The organism is Rhodococcus sp. BP-160 (assembly GCF_019836205.1).
Classification (GTDB): domain Bacteria; phylum Actinomycetota; class Actinomycetes; order Mycobacteriales; family Mycobacteriaceae; genus Rhodococcoides.
This window is the reverse complement of record NZ_JABUEK010000007.1, coordinates 55,518-71,264: the sequence shown is the minus strand read 5'-3', so window position 1 is coordinate 71,264 and position 15,747 is coordinate 55,518. Positions and strand designations below refer to the sequence as shown.

Below are 15,747 nucleotides of genomic sequence, written 5' to 3'. Positions count from 1 at the left end.
TCGCATTCGAGAAGATGCAATGAGGTGCGGCGACGACTCCCCGCCGGGTCTCTCTCGGCGGGGAGTCACATCGGAGCCGGCGCGGGCACGGCCCCTGCGGTGTCAGCTGTGACGAGCGATGACGCGGTCGATCTCTTCGTGCAGATTGGTGATAGTGCTCTCGACGGTGGGGGACAGGCGATGGCCTTCGTAGGAGGCGGATCGCAGCCCACGTTGCTGGCGCTCGATGTTCGAGAAGTCCTGGCGCGGAATCAGACCCCAGTTCTCGGTGTCGTCCTTGTCGAAGATTCCGCGAAGCTCGGCACGTTCCGGTTCCTGACCCACCGGGTAGGTGGTCAGCGACCACACGTCGAAGATGCACTTCCCCGGATCGTCCTGGTAAGGCCGGACGCGGTAGGACAGAGCGTTGGCGTACATCGGGAAGATGAAGAAATTCGGGAACGCGAAGATCTCGCCACCCCAGTTGATGTGCTCGGTCGGCGGGGACATCGGGATGCCCGCGCCCGCGGCGTACTCGAACAGGGCGCCCATTGCCGCCTTGACCTTCTCGTTGGTGCTGCCGTGCGAACTGTTTCGGAAGCCCTCGAAGATCTGGACCTCCCGGTCGAGCGCCATCGCGTCCTGCCCCTGCGCGAGCAGTCGATTCGACTCGATGAAGTCCTCGTAGTCCCAGTCGCTGGCACGTTCTCCACCGGGCGAGTGGAACCGGCCGTGGCCGCCGCGGAACGCCGTGTAGACGGTTCCGTACGCCATCCGCAGGGCTTCGTCCTCGGATCCGCTGAGAATCAGTTGGGGGTGGGTCTGCATGACGTGGTAACCCTCGAGGAACGCCTCCATGGCGATCTTCCAGTTCGCGTCGAGTACGACCTGCTTCCACCACTTCACGCGGAGATTGCTGGTACCTGCCTGATCCAGGATCTCCTTCACGGGAGACATGGCCACGTCGAATGCGTCGGCGTCGTGGTCGAAGTTGATCCAGACCATGCCGGCCCAGACCTCGACGAGGCATTCACGCAGCGCGAGTTCGGACTTCTCGAGTGTCCGCTCGTCGAATGCTGCTTCGGCGAAGACATACGACGAGGAACCGTCCAGATTCCATCGCCAACCATGGAACGGACAGACGATCTGGCCGCCCGGTAGCCGTCCGCAACCCTTGGCCAACTCCGTTGCGCGGTGGCGACATGCGTTGTGCAGGGCTTTGACCGAGCCGTCGGCCTGCCGCACGATGAGGACGGAGTTGCCGACGATCTCGTACTCCGTGTAGTCGCCGGGCTCCGGAATCTCCTCGAGCCGTGCGGCCATCTGCCACGAGTGCAACCACACTGCACGCTCGGCTTCGTAGTGGTCTTTGTCGATGTAGCGGTCCCGCGGAATCCGCAGTCCGTCACTGACAGGGCACGGAACCTTGGCCTGCACTTCGGCACTGTTGGGACCCGGCGCGTACTTGTCCGGTGCGAATTCGAGATCGGTGCGTGGCAGGTCGGCTATAGACATTTCCGCGATGTTCCTCTCGGGGACAGGGTGGCGGTGGTCGCGCTTGCGAGTGGTCGGAACCGACCACGAACCAAAGGTTTGTTCTCAGCGTAGAGGTCTGTGATGTGGATTACAAGCGGGCCCGGGTCCTACCTCGGAACGGACTTCGCGACGCGGCGGGGACGCACTTCACCGCCGTGGACTGCGGGCGTGGCTGTGTAGAGTTCGTCCAGGCACGACGGTGGATCAAGAGGGATGTGTGAGGGCGGATGGTCGGCGAGACTGTGCATGATCGCGGGACCTCGGCACCTGCCGGTGAGAAGGCCCGGCGCCTCCAGATACTCGACACGTCGGCACGGGTCTTCGCCCAATCCGGTTACGCGGCCACCGTCATGAAAGACATCGCGGACGCGTGCGGGATTCTGCCGGGTAGCCTGTACCACCACTTCGCGTCCAAAGAGGCGTTGATGGTCGAACTGCTGCAACGGTTTCGGGCCGAGGCCGCCGACGTCGGCGCTCGTGCGATGGCCATCGCGTACTCCGAGGACCACCCCAGCGCATCCGATCAACTCGTCGCGCTCGCCTGGGCTGTCGCCGATCTCAGTGTTCGCCATCGGGCAGCTGCGCATTTCACGCGGTACGAGCCGCCGACGAACGCCGGAGCCGAATTCACCAGTCTGGCCAGCGGCCAGCCGCCCGAGATCGGACTCGCGATCACCGAGATCCTGGTGCAGGGACGGGCTGCGGGTGACATCACGGCCGACATCGACACTGCCGTGCTGGCCGAGGCCCTCTACGTCACCATGCAGGGCGTCGGCTTGGGGGTCCTCCACGAGAACGACGATCCACAGACGACGGCCGAGACACTTGCCCACCTCGTGCTCGAGGGCGTCGCGGTGGGCGACCATCCCGACTCGGAATTGAACGTCTCCGCCGCAATGGTGGCCGCCGAGCGGAAAATTGCCTCGTGGAACGATCACGAAGACACGGGTGTCGGCGACAAGCTCGCGCTGATCCAGGGCGCGGCGCGTGCGGAGTTCGCCCGGCGGGGATACGAGGCGACGACAGTACGAGACATCGCCACTGCCGCCGGAGTGGGACCGGGCGCCATCTACCGCGTGATCAATTCCAAACGCGATCTGTTGCTCTCGATCATGGGCTCTTACCAGGCCTCCGTGTCGGCCGCGTACGACACGGTCATGGAGTCCGATTCGACCCCGGTCGAGAAGATCGACGCCCTCACGTGGGTGAACCTCAACGTCATCGAGACCTTCCGTGACGAGTTCCAAATCCAGTCCTCGTATCTGCGGGTGGTGGCGCCGGCGTCGGGCACCGCGGAGTGGGCACCCCACGAGCGACGTGCCGAACAACTCCTGGCAGTGGTTCGGGAGGGGGTTCGGTCAGAGCAGTTGCGCGCTCGTCTGCCGGATCCTGCACCGACCGACGAACTGCTGGCCAGGTGCATCCGCGACCTCATGTGGCCGGCTCTGATCGTGCATCGATTCGGCAAGGACGTCGCGATGGCACTGTGCCGGCGCAGTCTGATCCGGGGATTGGCGCGACGCGCGTAGCGAGTGCGTGAGGTTGTCGGGGTGTCAAGCGCACTGATACTCTGAGAACAAATATTAGGTTTGTCTAGTGCGTGTGATATGAGGCTGCTCGTGACGATCGTCCGCTCCGAACTCGAGCTGCCTCGATGGTGACCGATGTGAAGCCGACGCCGACGTCGCGCGCGGTTCGACGGCCGGGACTCGTCATCGCCGTGCTCGCGTTCGCGGGGATGGGTACGTCGTTCATGCAGACGATCGTCATCCCGATTCAGTCCGAGTTGCCCGCACTGTTGAGCACGACCCGCGAAAACACCGCATGGGTCGTGACGATCACCCTTCTCATGTCGGCGATCTGCACTCCCATCTCCGGAAAACTCGGCGACATGTACGGCAAACGCCGCGTGGCACTCGTGCTGCTGGCGTTGCTCGTCGCGGGTTCGGTCGTCTCGGCGTTCTCGGAGACCGTGGGCCCGTTGATCGTCGGCCGGGGTCTCCAGGGCACCGGGGTGGGTGTCATCCCACTGGGAATCTCGATCCTGCGTGACACCGTTCCCCGCCGGCGGCTGGCGTCGGCCATCGGACTGATCAGCGCAACGCTCGGGGTGGGTGGCGCGCTGGGGCTCCCGTTGAGTGCGTTCGTGACCGAACATTTCGACTGGCACATGTTGTTCTGGCTGGCGGCTGGGATCGGGTGCCTGTCGTTCGGACTCGTCGCCGCCGTGGTCCCGGCCAGCCCGCGCAGGACGGGGGGACGACTGGATCCGGTGGGTGTCGTGGGCCTGTCGGTCGGTCTCGCCGGGTTGCTCCTCGCGGTCTCGCGAGGCAACGACTGGGGCTGGGATTCGCCCCGAACACTGGTGTGCCTGATCGGTGGTCTGTGCGTCCTGCTCGTGTGGGGCTGGTACGAACTGCGAGTGGGCAACCCTCTCGTCGACCTTCGTGTCAGTGCGCGCGCGCCTGTTCTGTTGACGAATCTGGCATCGGTCGCGATGACGTTCGCGATGTTCTCGTCGAGCATCGTGTTCCCGCAGATGCTCGAGCTTCCGGTCGCGGCGGGAGGTTTCGGGCTTCCCTTGCTGAACGCAAGTTTCGTTCTGATGCCCGCGGGGCTCGCGATGCTCGCCGTGTCACCGGTGGCAGGTCGGTTGGAGCGCTCGATCGGCGCCAAACCACTGCTGGTGGCGGGCGGGGCGATCATTGCCACGGCTTACGGCGCCGCCGTGCTCATCGACCTGGACGTCTGGCACCTCGTCGCGTTCAACATCCTGATCGGAGTGGGGATCGGCCTCGGTTTCGCTGCTATGCCGACCATCATCATGCAGTCGGTTCCCGATACCGAGACCGGCGCCGCCAACGGTTTGAACGCGCTCATGCGCGGACTCGGCACGAGCTTCGCCGCGGCATTGATCGCGATGATCCTGACAGAGTCGTCGACCTCCTACAGTGGCGCCGCTGTGCCGACCGCTGCGGGCTTCGACCTCGCCATCGTGTGCGGACTCGTCGCAGCAGTCGTGTGCACCGCCATCGCATTCTTCATCCCGAGACCGGCTCCACATCCGGACGAACACTCCGCCCTGACGCAGGGCGTGTTGTAGCTAGCCCGGGTGCGCGCCCCCGAGGATCAGGTCCATGCCTGCCCGAAAAGCCCGGTCGCCGGTCATGTCCAGTTCGACGCCACTCCCCGCGACGAGAGTGGCCAGCGACGCCCAGCCCCGCTGCCGCAGATCTCCTGTCTCTCGCAGCCCGGCCAGCGGCTCCCCGTTGTGCGTGCGGGACCTCTCGGCGATGACTGTCGACTGCGTGAAATGGGTTGCGGTAGAGAATATGTACCACGCCGAACTCGGTGTGAAGCCTGCACCGACGAGGTACTCCAGGATGCGGTCGAGGGCGCCGTACGCGAACGACACCGCGTCGTCGTCGTGTGGAGCGGGGCGCAACAACATGATGTCGGCCAGTATCGGGTTCTGGTTGTACACCGCCCTCAGTTGCTCGAAGTACCGGCGCAGGAAGGCGCGCCAGAGCTGCGGATCTTCGTGCGTCGGCCGCACCATCAGACGCTCGAGACGTGCCACGGCCGGCATGCTCATCGCCTTGATCAGATCGTCCTTGGTTCGGTAGTGCCAGTACAGACCGGTGACGCCAACTTCCAGGCGAGACGCGAGGTCGGGCATCGTGAACGACGCCAGTCCCTGTTCCTCGGCGAGCGCGAACGCAGCCTCGAGGACTCTTTCCGCAGTGAGCGAGCCGCGGCGTCGGCGTCGGCGAGGCGGGTCTGGCTCGGTTCCTGACATGGGGCCGAGTCTAGGAGTGCGAGTGTGCGTGACACGAATGTGCGATTCCGGTACTGAAAGCTTTCAGTAAAGATACGCTCGAGCTCCGGGCCGATCCGGTCGACGTGGACGGGCCGAGTGGGAGGTGATTTCTCCGGCCGGACCGAGGGTCGGTGAGGTCGCGCGGCACCGACCCCGCGTGCGCCGAGTCGCGCCCGCGTGATCCGCCTGAGTCACGCTGGCCGGGTGTGTGATTGGAGTAGAACCGGCGGTTCGGACTTCCCGCTCGCGCCCTGGTTCGCGGCGCAGCACTGTGATAGCATTCACACCGTTGAACTTTAGTTCATCCAAATGAGCAGATATGCAATGCGCCGATATCGTCGGCCGGCGATTGTCCGCACCGGAACTCTCGTGGTCGGCGGGGACGCGGCAACCCTGTCCCCGCCGGGGGAACATTCGATCGTCTCACTGCTGCGGCAGGCGGACGGAAAGCGAGACAGATACATGAACGATCAGGCTGCGAAGACCTTCGAAGAGGTCATGACCGTGCCGTTCGAGGATGCAGCCACCCCGGTGTCGGAGGCGACCGCGAATTTCGTCTTCGGAGACGTGTGGTCCCGTCCGGGGTTGAGTAGGCGCGATCGACGCTGGGTGACGCTGACCTGCGTCGGCGCAGCCGACTCGCTCAAGCCGATCGATGATCACGTCTACGCCGCGCTCAACAGTGGCGACATGACGATGGACGAGATGTTGGAGTTCGTACTCCATTTCGCCGTCTACAACGGCTGGCCGAAGGCCTCGCACATCGAGGGTGTCATCCATCGGCAGTGGGCACGGATCCAGCAGGAACGAGGGATCCAGGCGGAGCCGTTCACGGCACCGGCCAACGACCAACTGGGTCCGAACGACTGGGACGAGCGGCTGGCAGCGGGTGGTGAGAAATTCGCCGAGGTCAACTGCATCCCTGCGCCACCCCCGGTCACCCCCTACATTCACGCCGGCATCCTCAACTTCGTCTTCGGGCACGTGTGGCAGCGCCCCGGTATCAGCCGTCGCGACCGGCGTTTCATCACGGTGGCCTCGGTCGCGATCTGCGACTCCGCCACGCCTCTGGCTTCTCATGTCGGCTCGGCACTCGAGTCCGGCGACATCACCCCGGCCGAGATGGAGGAACTGGTTCTGCAGTTCTCGGTCTACTCCGGCTTCGCCAAGGGCGAGCAGCTTCGCGTGACGGCGGACGCTGCGCTGGAACGCTTGGGTGACCTGGTGGCCAGTTCGAAGCAGTAGTTCCCGCTACACAGTGTCGTTCGGAAAAACAGACGATCGTAGAACCGGCCGTGTCGGCCAGAAGGAGTTCGAAAATGTCAGGCTTTGAAGGACAGGTCGCGTTCATCACCGGAGCCGCACGTGGCCAGGGTCGGGCCCACGCGGTTCGGCTCGCTCGCGAAGGTGTCGACATCATCGGAATCGACATCTGTGAAGACATCGAGTCCATGGGTTATCCGAATGCGTCCGAGGAGGATCTCGCCGAGACCGTTCGGTTGGTCGAGAAGGAGAACCGACGGATGGTTGCGCGCAAGGCCGACGTGCGCAACTACGAGCAGCTGTCCGCGGCGTTCCAGGAGGGGCTGGCCGAGTTCGGGCGCGTCGACATCATTCTGGCCAATGCCGGCATCGTACGCATGGGCTCGGAGCCGGAGAATTTCCTCGAAGCATGGAACGACGTGATCGACACCAACCTCACCGGCGTGTACCACACCGTGCGTGCTGCACTGCCCGCAATGCGTGAGGGTGGACGTGGTGGTTCCATCGTGATCACCAGCTCGTCCGCCGGCCTCAAGGGTTCGGCTTCACTGAGTGCGGGCGGGAATGCGTACACCGCCGCCAAGCGAGGCGTGGTCGGTCTGATGCAGAACTTCGCACTGGAGCTGGCGCCGGAGATGATTCGCGTCAACACGATTCACCCCACCGGCGTGATCAGCGGAATGACCCAGAATGCCGCGATGGAAAAAATGATGGCCGATGCGGCCGCGGGCGGGAACAACGAGATCGCCGGAATGCAGAATGCGCTTCCCATACCGATCCTCGAAGCCGAAGACATCGCGAACGCAGTTGCTTACCTCGTGTCCGATCAGGCCAAGTTCATCACAGGAATCCAGTGGCCGCTCGATGCCGGGTTCGCAGCCAAATGACCACGGCAGTGCAGTCATTGGCTGTGACCGACAAGGTTCCTACCGGGCTGTTCATCGGTGGTGACTGGGTCACCGGCTCCTCGGGCGGTACTCGGGACCACATCTTCGCGGGTACCGGAACGACGAACGCGACGTTCGAGATCGCCGGCACCGACGAGGTCGACAGGGCTGTCCGGTCCGCGTGGGAAGCGCACCGCGAATGGATTTCCTACACCCCGGAACGCCGTCGCGACCTACTCGTCAATGTGGCCGATCTGCTGAAGTCCGACACGGCCAGGCTCGCGCGACTGAACATCCACGACTACTCGGTTCCCACCTTCCTGGCAGGTGGCCACGTCGGATTCGCTGAGCGATTCTTCCGCTATTACGCAGGCTTCGTCGACAAGGCGAACGGGTCGAGTACCCCCGTCTCGGACAAGTTCGACGTCAACCTCATCGAACACGAGCCCTACGGTGTGGTCGGGATCATCGCCCCGTGGAACGGCGCACTGGTTGCCATCGGCTCCAGTGTGGCTCCCGCTCTGGCGGCGGGTAATGCGGTCGTTCTGAAGCCGTCCGATCTGTCGCCGTTCGCTCCGTTGCGCTTCGGCGAACTCTGTGTCGAGGCCGGTCTTCCGGTCGGTCTCGTCAACGTGATTCCGTCCGGTCCGGAGGGCGGCGAAGCCCTCGTCCGTCACGCCGGTATCAAGAAGATCCACTTCACGGGTGGAGGGGGCACGGCGCAGAAGATCATCGCCGCTGCGGCAGGCAATCTCACGCCCGTCGCCACCGAGTTGGGTGGCAAATCGGCTGCTCTGATCTTCGACGATGCCGATCTCGACGTGGCTGCTCAGACGATGGCGTTCCAAGGCCCGCTCGTGCAGAGCGGCCAGAGCTGCGCGTGCGCCAGCCGAATCATGGTTCAGAGTTCGGTGTACGACGCTTTCCTCGAGCGGTACGTCGGGGTGATCGAGGCGGGCAAGATCGGTGACCCGTTCGACCCGACGACCATGGTCGGACCCGTCGTGAACCAGGCAGCCGCCGACCGCATCCTCGGCGTGATCGACGACGCTGTCGACCAGAACATGGGCGAACTCGTCACCGGTGGAAAGCGGCTGGGCGGAGACCTCGCCGACGGTTACTACATCCAGCCGACTGTGTTCTCGCGTGTGGACAACAAGTCCGCTCTGGCGCAGGTGGAGACCTTCGGCCCCGTCACGTCGGTCATCCCGTTCGAGGACGAGGCAGAAGGAATCGCCTTGGCGAACGACAGCGTCTACGGTCTCAACGCTTTCGTGCAGACCCAGAACGTCGGCCGGGCTCACCGGGTCGCACGGAAGCTCGAAGCGGGATCTGTTTGGGTCAACCGGCACAGCGATCTCGGTCCGCAGAGCCCCTACGGTGGCTACAAGCAGAGCGGTTCGGGACGTGCGGGCGGGATCGAGGGCCTACACGAGTTCCAACAGGTGAAGACGATCCGCATCGGACTGGACTGACCGTCTGTCTCGTGTGAGACGAAAGAACCCGCCGGCAAGAGAGCCGGCGGGTTCTTTCGTGTGAGCGATCAGGTCCGGGCCGTCAGATCGCAGAGCCGGCGGCAGGGCTCGGTCGGCGATGGAACAAGGCGAGTTGGCCGGCAGCGGCACCCGCTCCCAGACCGGCGGCGACGGCCGCTGCACGTGCGCCGCCGCCCGATCGGCCCCATCCGAGTGACTCGTCGACACTCCACCGGCCGGGTCCCAGTCCGGCGAGAGCAACTGCGGCGACCGCGAGGTTCATCACGTACTCCCAGCCCTCGGAGGTGATGAAGAAGCCGTTCTCGGCGTGGACCGAATGAGCGGCAACCGTCATGACCCCGACGACACCCGCAGCAGCGACGGGTGTGGCGGCGCCCGCGACGATCGCAGCTCCGGTGCCGATCTCCACGACCGCGCTCGCTCGGGCCTGCAGAGCGGGCTGACGGAACCCGATGGAGCCGAACCACCCGGCGGTTCCGTCCAGGCTACGAGCGTGTTTGACGCCGTGCGCCACCATGGTGCCGCCGACCGCCGCGCGCAACAGCAGTCTGGCGACGGTGTGGCCGGGTCCGTCCACTGTGGGAAGGGATGCCATCGAGGACCTTTCGTAGAAGCGAGACGTGGATCAGATGTTGAAGCGGAGGGCGCCGTCGATTCGGATGACAGTGCCGTTCAAGTAGTCGTTCTCGATGATGTTCTGGGCCAGGTGCGCGTACTCGTCGACGTGGCCCATCCGCTTCGGATTGGGCACCGTAGCACCGTATCTGGCCTGAGCTTCGTCCTCTGCCATCTGAAACGCCGGAGTGAAGAACGTTCCCGGGGCGATACACATGATGCGGACACCCATCGGAGCGAGATCGCGGGCCGCCGTGAGTGTCAGGCCGATGACGCCGCCCTTGGCCGCCGAGTAGTCCGATTGTCCGACTTGGCCTTCGAAGCCGGCGATACTCGCGGTCGAGATGATCACTCCACGCTGATCGGAGTCGACCGGATCGGAGGCGATCATCGCAGCGGCGGCACGGCTCATGACGTTGAACGTGCCCGTCAGGAAGATGTCGACCGTGCGGCGGAACGTGTCGAGTGGGATGATCGTGCCGGATCGGCTCACGATTCTGCGCGCCGCCGCCGGCCCGCCGTGAACGATGACGGTCGACCGCAAGGGAGCCACCTCGCCTGCCGCATCCACGGCGGCCTGTACCGAGTCCTCGCTGGTGACGTCTGTGCTGACGAACCGCACTCGACTGCCCAACTCGGCTTCGAGCGCTCGGCCCTTGTCTTCCGCGAGGTCCGCGATGAGGACGTGAGCTCCTGCGTTCACCAGACGACGAACCGTCGCTTCGCCGAAACCTCCTGCGCCGCCGCATACCAGGGCGGATGTGTCTTTCAGTTGCATGATGTCTCCTGTTGTCCGGGGCGGGTGGTCACGGGTGCTGGACGTACCACTGCATCACCGGAGGATCTCCGGCCATGTCCATCGATGTGGTGCTGTCGATGCGCCCGGCCCGCACCGCATCCATCAGCAGGGAACTGGCGCGCGAGACGTCGGCGTCGTCCATCTCGTACACGGCCAGGAACCGTCCGGTTCCGGTACCTGCCGGATCCGAGAGGCGGTATCGGCTGGTGGCGATGATCGACGGTATCGCCTCGCGGATCTGGGGAATGTGCGTGGTGTCGTACCAGTCGTCGAACTCTGCCGCGGCTTCGGCGGAGGTAGGGCTGGACCAGGCGAGAAGTAGCGCTGTGGCCATGAGTGTCGTCCTGTCGTGTAGGTGGTTGCTCGGACGGTCAGCGAACGTCGACGACGACGGCGCCGCCTTGGCCACCGCCCGCACACATGGCAGCGACACCGGTTCCGCCGCCTCGTCGTCGTAGCTCGTGTATCAGGGTCGTGAGCATGCGCGCGCCCGTCGCCGCGATGGGATGTCCGAGGCTGCAGCCGCTGCCGTGGATGTTGACCAGGTCTTCGTCGATGCCGAATTCTCGACAGGCAGCGACGGGGACCGACGCGAAGGCCTCGTTGATCTCCCACAGATGGACATCCTCGATGCGGAGGTCGGCGCGGGTGAGAATCTTTCGAATTGCGGCGAGAGCGCCGTCGCCGGTGTATTTCGGATCGACTCCCACCGACACCCAGCTACGGACTGTCGCCAGGGCGTCGATGCCGTTCGCCGCCGCGTTCTCGGCACTGGTCAGGGTGAGCGCCGCCGCGGCATCGTTCGAGCCGCAGGCGTTCGCCGCGCTGATCGAGAACCCCTCGATCTCGGGGTGGATCACGGTGACCGCGGCTGCCTTCTCCAGCGACGTGGTCCGCCTGGGGTGCTCGTCCACGGCGAAGTCGGTGATGGAGCCGTCCGGCATCGTCACCTTGATCGGGGTGATCTCGTCGTCGAACGTGCCGGCGTCGATCGCGGTGACAGCTCGTCGGTGCGAGCGCACGGCCCACGCATCCATCTGTTCGCGGCTCAGACCGTACTTCTGCGCGATGTTCCACCCGACGGACAGGGATGTGTCGTCGGCGGCGTCCTCGGTGTAGGGGAACGTCGGAGCGATGCGAGTCTCGGTCTCCTCGGAATCGGCGATTCGCCAGACGGACCTGGGCATCATCGACGTCGATTGCACGCCGCCTGCGACGACCACCGATTCCATGCCTGCACGGACAGTGCTCGCCGCGATTCCGACCGCGGAGAGTGAGCCCGTGCAGTGACGGTTGACCGCCAGGCCGGGAACTCCGACCATGCCTGCCGCGACGGCGGCGTAGCGCGCCAGGTCGCCGCCGCCGTACATCGATTCGGCGAACACCACGTCGTCGACCGCGCCGGGTTCGAAACCCGAGCGCCGAACCGCCTCCGCGAGAATGTGCGTCGCGAGGGTCTCCGCACTCGTGTTGCGCAGCGTGCCCTTCATGGCGGTACCCACCGGCGTTCGTACGGCACTGACGACTACTGGTTCGTTCATGGTCCCTCGTTTCGATGGGCGCCGGACAACCGGCCAAACGTGAATGCAACAGAGTGAACGCTAGTTCACGGAAGCTCTACGGGCAACGGTCGAAGTCGTGGAGATTCGATGGGCGAAAACGTTTCTAAACGATCCTTCATCTGATTGAATGGAAGTTCAGCAAACAGACGACAACCGAGAACGAGGTTCCTCGTGGCGGATTCGCACGACCACACCCTGCGTCGCAACGACTACTCGCTGGACGATCAACAACGCGCGGTCCAGGAGACGTTTGCCGACTTCTTCACATCACTGTCTCCGAGTTCCGTCGTGCGGGCGGCCGAGCCGATCGGTTTCGACAAGTCACTGTGGCAGAGGGCCCAGGCGACCGGTGTCGTGACGATGGGCGTTCCCGAAGGTCGCGGCGGCGACGGCGCAACCATGATCGATCTGGTTCTGGTGGCGGAAGAATACGGAAAGGTGTTGGCACCGATCCCGTACGTCGAGGCCTCGGCGGCGGCGGTGCTCCTCGCCGGTATCGACGGCTCGGTGGCCGACGAACTGCTCACGCAGGTTCTGGAGGGTTCCAGCACGGGTACGGTAGCGCTCCATCCCGTCGACGGACGGCGGCATCAGTTGGTGCCTGCCGGCGCCGTTGCCGACTTCGTTCTGGCGCTCGACGGTACCGACCTCGTGGTCGTCCGACGCCTCGGCGAGGTCGCGCTCGAGCCGAACCTCGGTGGAGCGCCCGTCGGCAGGTGGGATCTGCGTGCGTCGGATCGCACGGTTCTCGTGGAGGGCGGCGCCGCCGTCGCGGCGCATGCGCACGCGGTTCGTCACTGGAAACTTCTCACCGCGGGCGCGTTGGCGGGTTCCGCGTCCGCGGCAGTACGACTCGGCGTCGATTTCGCGAGTAGCAGGCGCGCTTTCGGTCAGTTCATCGGTTCGTTCCAGGCCATCTCTCATTCCCTGGTCGACGCAGCGACTCTCGCCGAGGCGTCGCGCAACCTGACGCGGAAAGCGGCGTGGTTCGAGGAATACGAACCATCGGCCGAACCCGCCTTGGTCTCGATGGCTTTTCTGGCGGCGTCGCGCGCGGCAGTGAAGGCATCCACGGTCGGAGTGCACGTGCAGGGCGGCTTCGGCTTCACGAACGAATCCGACATGACACTGCACTTCAGGCGGGCCAAGGGGTGGCCGTTGCTGGCCCAGCGCCCGGTCGAGGATCTGTCGATCATCGCCGAGTCGCTGCCGTCGACTCCGCACATCTGAGTACGAAGAGCGAGGACCACACATGGATTTCGGAGCAATCGAACTCGACGCCGGACAGCTCGACTTCTGGAAGGAAGTCGACACCTTCCTCGACGAGCACATCACGGACGAGGTGCGGGAGGAAGAGGAGCGTACGGGTTCCGGTCACAATCAGGCCGTGCACGAGGAGATGGGCCGGCGTGGCTGGATCATGCCGCGCTGGTCGAAGGACGAGGGTGGCGCTGATCTGGACCCGGTTCGCGCGCGCATCCTGCAGCTCGAGTTGGACCGTCACTACCTCCCGAACGTGACCATCTCGACGACCGGTATGACCGTGGCCGTCGTGCGGGCCAACGGGAACGACGTCCTCAAGGCGAAGGTGCTGCCCGGCGTCGCGTCGGGTCACACGAAGATCTGCCTCGGCTACACCGAGCCCGACGGCGGCTCGGACCTCGCGGGCGTGCGGACCCGGGCGACTCGAACCGAGGGCGGGTGGTTGATCAACGGCGCCAAGATGTTCACGACGGGTGCGCACAACTGCCAATACAGCATGCTGGTCACGCGAACGGATCCGGACGCGCCGAAGCATCGCGGAATCACCGTCTTCCTCGTGCCGCTGGACGGACCGGGTATCGAGATCCAGCCCGTGCTGACCCTCGGTGGGGAGCGAACCAACGCGGTGTTCTACGACAACGTGTTCATCGACGACGATCACCGCCTCGGGCCGGTGAACGGCGGTTGGGCCGTGATGAGCGCTCCGCTGGACTACGAGCACGGGGTGAAGGCCTCCGACGGGCTCGCCGAGATCAGTGGCGGCGCCACGTACGGAATGACGTTGCGCCGGTTGCTCTGGCACGCGACGCGCTGGGCCACGACGGAACGCGCGGACGGTACGCGCCCCATCGACGAGAGCCTCGTGACGATGGCGCTGGCCGAGATCGCTCTCGACCTCGAGACGATTCGTAATGCGCAGGGCCCGATGGGTCGTGTGCTGTCGTCCGAGAAGCTGATTCAGCGCTCGGCCGAACTGCTCGATCTGGTCGGTGTCGACGCTCTGTTGCCCAAGGGGGTCGACGGTGCGATCGAGGACGGGATCCTCGAATGGGGCCATCGCTTCGCTCAGGGAACGGCGATATACGGCGGCACCACGGACGTCGCCCGCAACATCGTCGCTCAGCACACGCTGGGGCTGCCGAGGCCGCCGAAAGTCGTCTGACCGTGCTGGTCGACGCGATCGTTCTCTGCTCGGGACACCGCACTCCGTGATAATGTTCACAAAAATGAACGCACGCTCATAATGCTGATATCGACGCCGGTAGTCGAGGAAGGGGTTCCGATGTCGAACGTGTCGTACCCGTCCCCGACTCGGTTCGTCGTGGACGTCGACGGCGTCCCGATGTCCGGACTGCTGAGCGCAGTCGAGAGGCCCCGGGCGATCGTGGTCGCAGTGCACGGGGGAGCCACGACGCCCGAGTACTTCGATGCACCTGGCTTTCCCCATCAGTCGCTGCTGCGGATCGGTGCGTCCCTGGGTTTCACCGTGGTGGCGCCCGATCGTCCCGGCTACGGCGCTTCACGTGAGGTTCTCGGGGAGCGCGTCACTCCGTCCCGCCAGCTCGACCTGACCTTCGGCGTGCTGGATCAGGCCCTCGCCGGTCATGACCGCGGCGCAGGGGTGTTCGTGCTGGGGCACTCGCAGGGTTCGGTGTTGACAGCGCGGATTGCAGCACACCCGGGGGCCTCGGATCTGCTCGGACGTGATGTGCCCGGAGCGGGTCTACTCGGAATAGAGATGTCCGGAACCGGTGTGCATCACAGCGAGGAAGCGCGCAGACGCATTGCGTCGTTCGCCGCCGGGGGGAGTGCCGGGTCCGATCTCCGGAACCTCTTCTGGCAGCCGGCGTACCTGTACCGGGATCGAGAGCGGGTGCTCAGCCCGGCACCGAAGTTCGACGGTGTGGACGCAGCGTCGTGGCCGCAGGACCTGACCGAACTGGCCCCACGGGTCACCGTTCCCGTGCGGATCAGTCTGGGTGACCACGAGCACTGGTGGTCGGCCGGTACGGCCGGACTGAACTCGATGGCAGAGTTGTTCGTCTCCTCGCCACGGGTGGTCGTGGACGAGCAGTTCGAATCCGGACACAGCACGAGCCTGGGTGTGTCCGCCCTGGCGTACCACTTGAAAGTCCTCTCGTTCGTGGAGGAGTGCGTGCTCATGCGCGAGCATGCCGAACTGAACAGCAATGTGAAGGAGAGAGAACATGTCTGACTACAAGACCGGTGAGCGTCTGCGGAGTCGAGTGTCGTCCGCACAATTCGTCGTCGTGAGCGCCGCCGCCGGGACAGCCGAGATCACCTGTGGGGGTGAGCCCCTGGCCCGCGACGGTGAGGACATCTCGCCCGGCGCCGGAGCGTCGACCGAGGGACCGAAGATCGAGATCGGAAAGCGATACGAGGACGAGGCGGCCACGGTGGAGTTGCTGTGTGTGTCGGCCGGCGTGGGCGATCTCGAGGTCGCCGGCTCGCCGTTGCAACTCAAGATGCCGAAGCCTTTGCCGGCGTCGGACTGACCGCACCCGAA

General features: G+C 64.9%; 15 protein-coding genes. 9 read left to right on the top strand and 6 right to left on the bottom strand.

Annotated elements, in window-relative coordinates; genetic code table 11:
• Window positions 1-102: 102 nt before the first annotated feature.
• On the bottom strand, window positions 103-1,494 hold the full coding sequence (locus HQ306_RS21740; protein ID WP_222633506.1) for an SRPBCC family protein: 1,392 nt from the start codon (window positions 1,492-1,494) through the stop codon (window positions 103-105).
• Window positions 1,495-1,742: 248 nt separating this feature from the next.
• On the opposite strand from HQ306_RS21740, the gene HQ306_RS21735 reads away from it, so the two are divergent.
• Together HQ306_RS21735 and HQ306_RS21730 are read left to right on the top strand one after the other, a co-directional pair.
• Entirely contained in the window at window positions 1,743-3,044 is a 1,302-nt protein-coding gene (locus tag HQ306_RS21735) for a TetR/AcrR family transcriptional regulator (RefSeq protein WP_222633505.1), read from the top strand.
• 125 nt (window positions 3,045-3,169) lie between these two features.
• Window positions 3,170-4,618: an MFS transporter gene (locus HQ306_RS21730; protein WP_261770415.1), complete on the top strand. Its 1,449-nt coding sequence runs from the start codon at window positions 3,170-3,172 to the stop codon at window positions 4,616-4,618.
• Here HQ306_RS21730 and HQ306_RS21725 read toward each other — a convergent pair whose 3' ends face one another.
• Complete coding sequence (locus HQ306_RS21725; protein ID WP_222633504.1) at window positions 4,619-5,314, bottom strand: TetR/AcrR family transcriptional regulator; 696 nt, start codon at window positions 5,312-5,314, stop codon at window positions 4,619-4,621.
• A gap of 483 nt (window positions 5,315-5,797) precedes the next feature.
• On the opposite strand from HQ306_RS21725, the gene HQ306_RS21720 reads away from it, so the two are divergent.
• The 3 genes from HQ306_RS21720 (at window position 5,798) to HQ306_RS21710 (ending at window position 8,960) form a co-directional block, all read left to right on the top strand.
• A complete protein-coding gene (locus tag HQ306_RS21720) occupies window positions 5,798-6,580 on the top strand; it encodes a carboxymuconolactone decarboxylase family protein (RefSeq protein WP_222633503.1) in 783 nt (260 codons plus the stop codon).
• Window positions 6,581-6,654: 74 nt separating this feature from the next.
• Window positions 6,655-7,485, top strand: coding sequence for a mycofactocin-coupled SDR family oxidoreductase (locus tag HQ306_RS21715; RefSeq protein ID WP_222633538.1), 831 nt, complete (start codon window positions 6,655-6,657; stop codon window positions 7,483-7,485).
• Window positions 7,486-7,502: 17 nt separating this feature from the next.
• Window positions 7,503-8,960, top strand: a complete 1,458-nt coding sequence (locus tag HQ306_RS21710) for an aldehyde dehydrogenase (RefSeq protein WP_374197709.1) — start codon at window positions 7,503-7,505, stop codon at window positions 8,958-8,960.
• 82 nt (window positions 8,961-9,042) lie between these two features.
• On the opposite strand, the gene HQ306_RS21705 is transcribed toward HQ306_RS21710, so the two are convergent.
• The 4 genes from HQ306_RS21705 to HQ306_RS21690 are packed head-to-tail and all read right to left on the bottom strand — an operon-like array spanning window position 9,043 to window position 11,936.
• Entirely contained in the window at window positions 9,043-9,576 is a 534-nt protein-coding gene (locus tag HQ306_RS21705) for a DoxX family protein (protein ID WP_222633501.1), read from the bottom strand.
• A gap of 30 nt (window positions 9,577-9,606) precedes the next feature.
• Window positions 9,607-10,374, bottom strand: a complete 768-nt coding sequence (locus HQ306_RS21700) for an SDR family NAD(P)-dependent oxidoreductase (protein WP_222633500.1) — start codon at window positions 10,372-10,374, stop codon at window positions 9,607-9,609.
• Between the two features lie 28 nt (window positions 10,375-10,402).
• Complete coding sequence (locus tag HQ306_RS21695; RefSeq protein WP_222633499.1) at window positions 10,403-10,729, bottom strand: DUF4286 family protein; 327 nt, start codon at window positions 10,727-10,729, stop codon at window positions 10,403-10,405.
• A 37-nt stretch (window positions 10,730-10,766) separates the two neighbouring features.
• Complete coding sequence (locus HQ306_RS21690; protein WP_222633498.1) at window positions 10,767-11,936, bottom strand: thiolase family protein; 1,170 nt, start codon at window positions 11,934-11,936, stop codon at window positions 10,767-10,769.
• Window positions 11,937-12,128: 192 nt separating this feature from the next.
• Between HQ306_RS21690 and HQ306_RS21685 the strand changes: the two genes are divergently transcribed.
• The 4 genes from HQ306_RS21685 to HQ306_RS21670 all read left to right on the top strand — a co-directional run bounded on the left by HQ306_RS21685 (window position 12,129) and on the right by HQ306_RS21670 (window position 15,736).
• Window positions 12,129-13,187 carry an acyl-CoA dehydrogenase gene (locus tag HQ306_RS21685; RefSeq protein WP_222633497.1) on the top strand — a complete coding sequence of 353 codons (1,059 nt, stop codon included), beginning with the start codon at window positions 12,129-12,131 and terminating at the stop codon, window positions 13,185-13,187.
• A 22-nt stretch (window positions 13,188-13,209) separates the two neighbouring features.
• Window positions 13,210-14,382, top strand: a complete 1,173-nt coding sequence (locus tag HQ306_RS21680; RefSeq protein WP_222633496.1) for an acyl-CoA dehydrogenase family protein — start codon at window positions 13,210-13,212, stop codon at window positions 14,380-14,382.
• A 120-nt stretch (window positions 14,383-14,502) separates the two neighbouring features.
• Entirely contained in the window at window positions 14,503-15,435 is a 933-nt protein-coding gene (locus HQ306_RS21675; RefSeq protein WP_222633495.1) for an alpha/beta hydrolase, read from the top strand.
• Complete coding sequence (locus HQ306_RS21670; protein WP_222633494.1) at window positions 15,428-15,736, top strand: hypothetical protein; 309 nt, start codon at window positions 15,428-15,430, stop codon at window positions 15,734-15,736. Before HQ306_RS21675 ends, HQ306_RS21670 begins: the two co-directional genes overlap by 8 nt.
• Window positions 15,737-15,747: the final 11 nt, after the last annotated feature.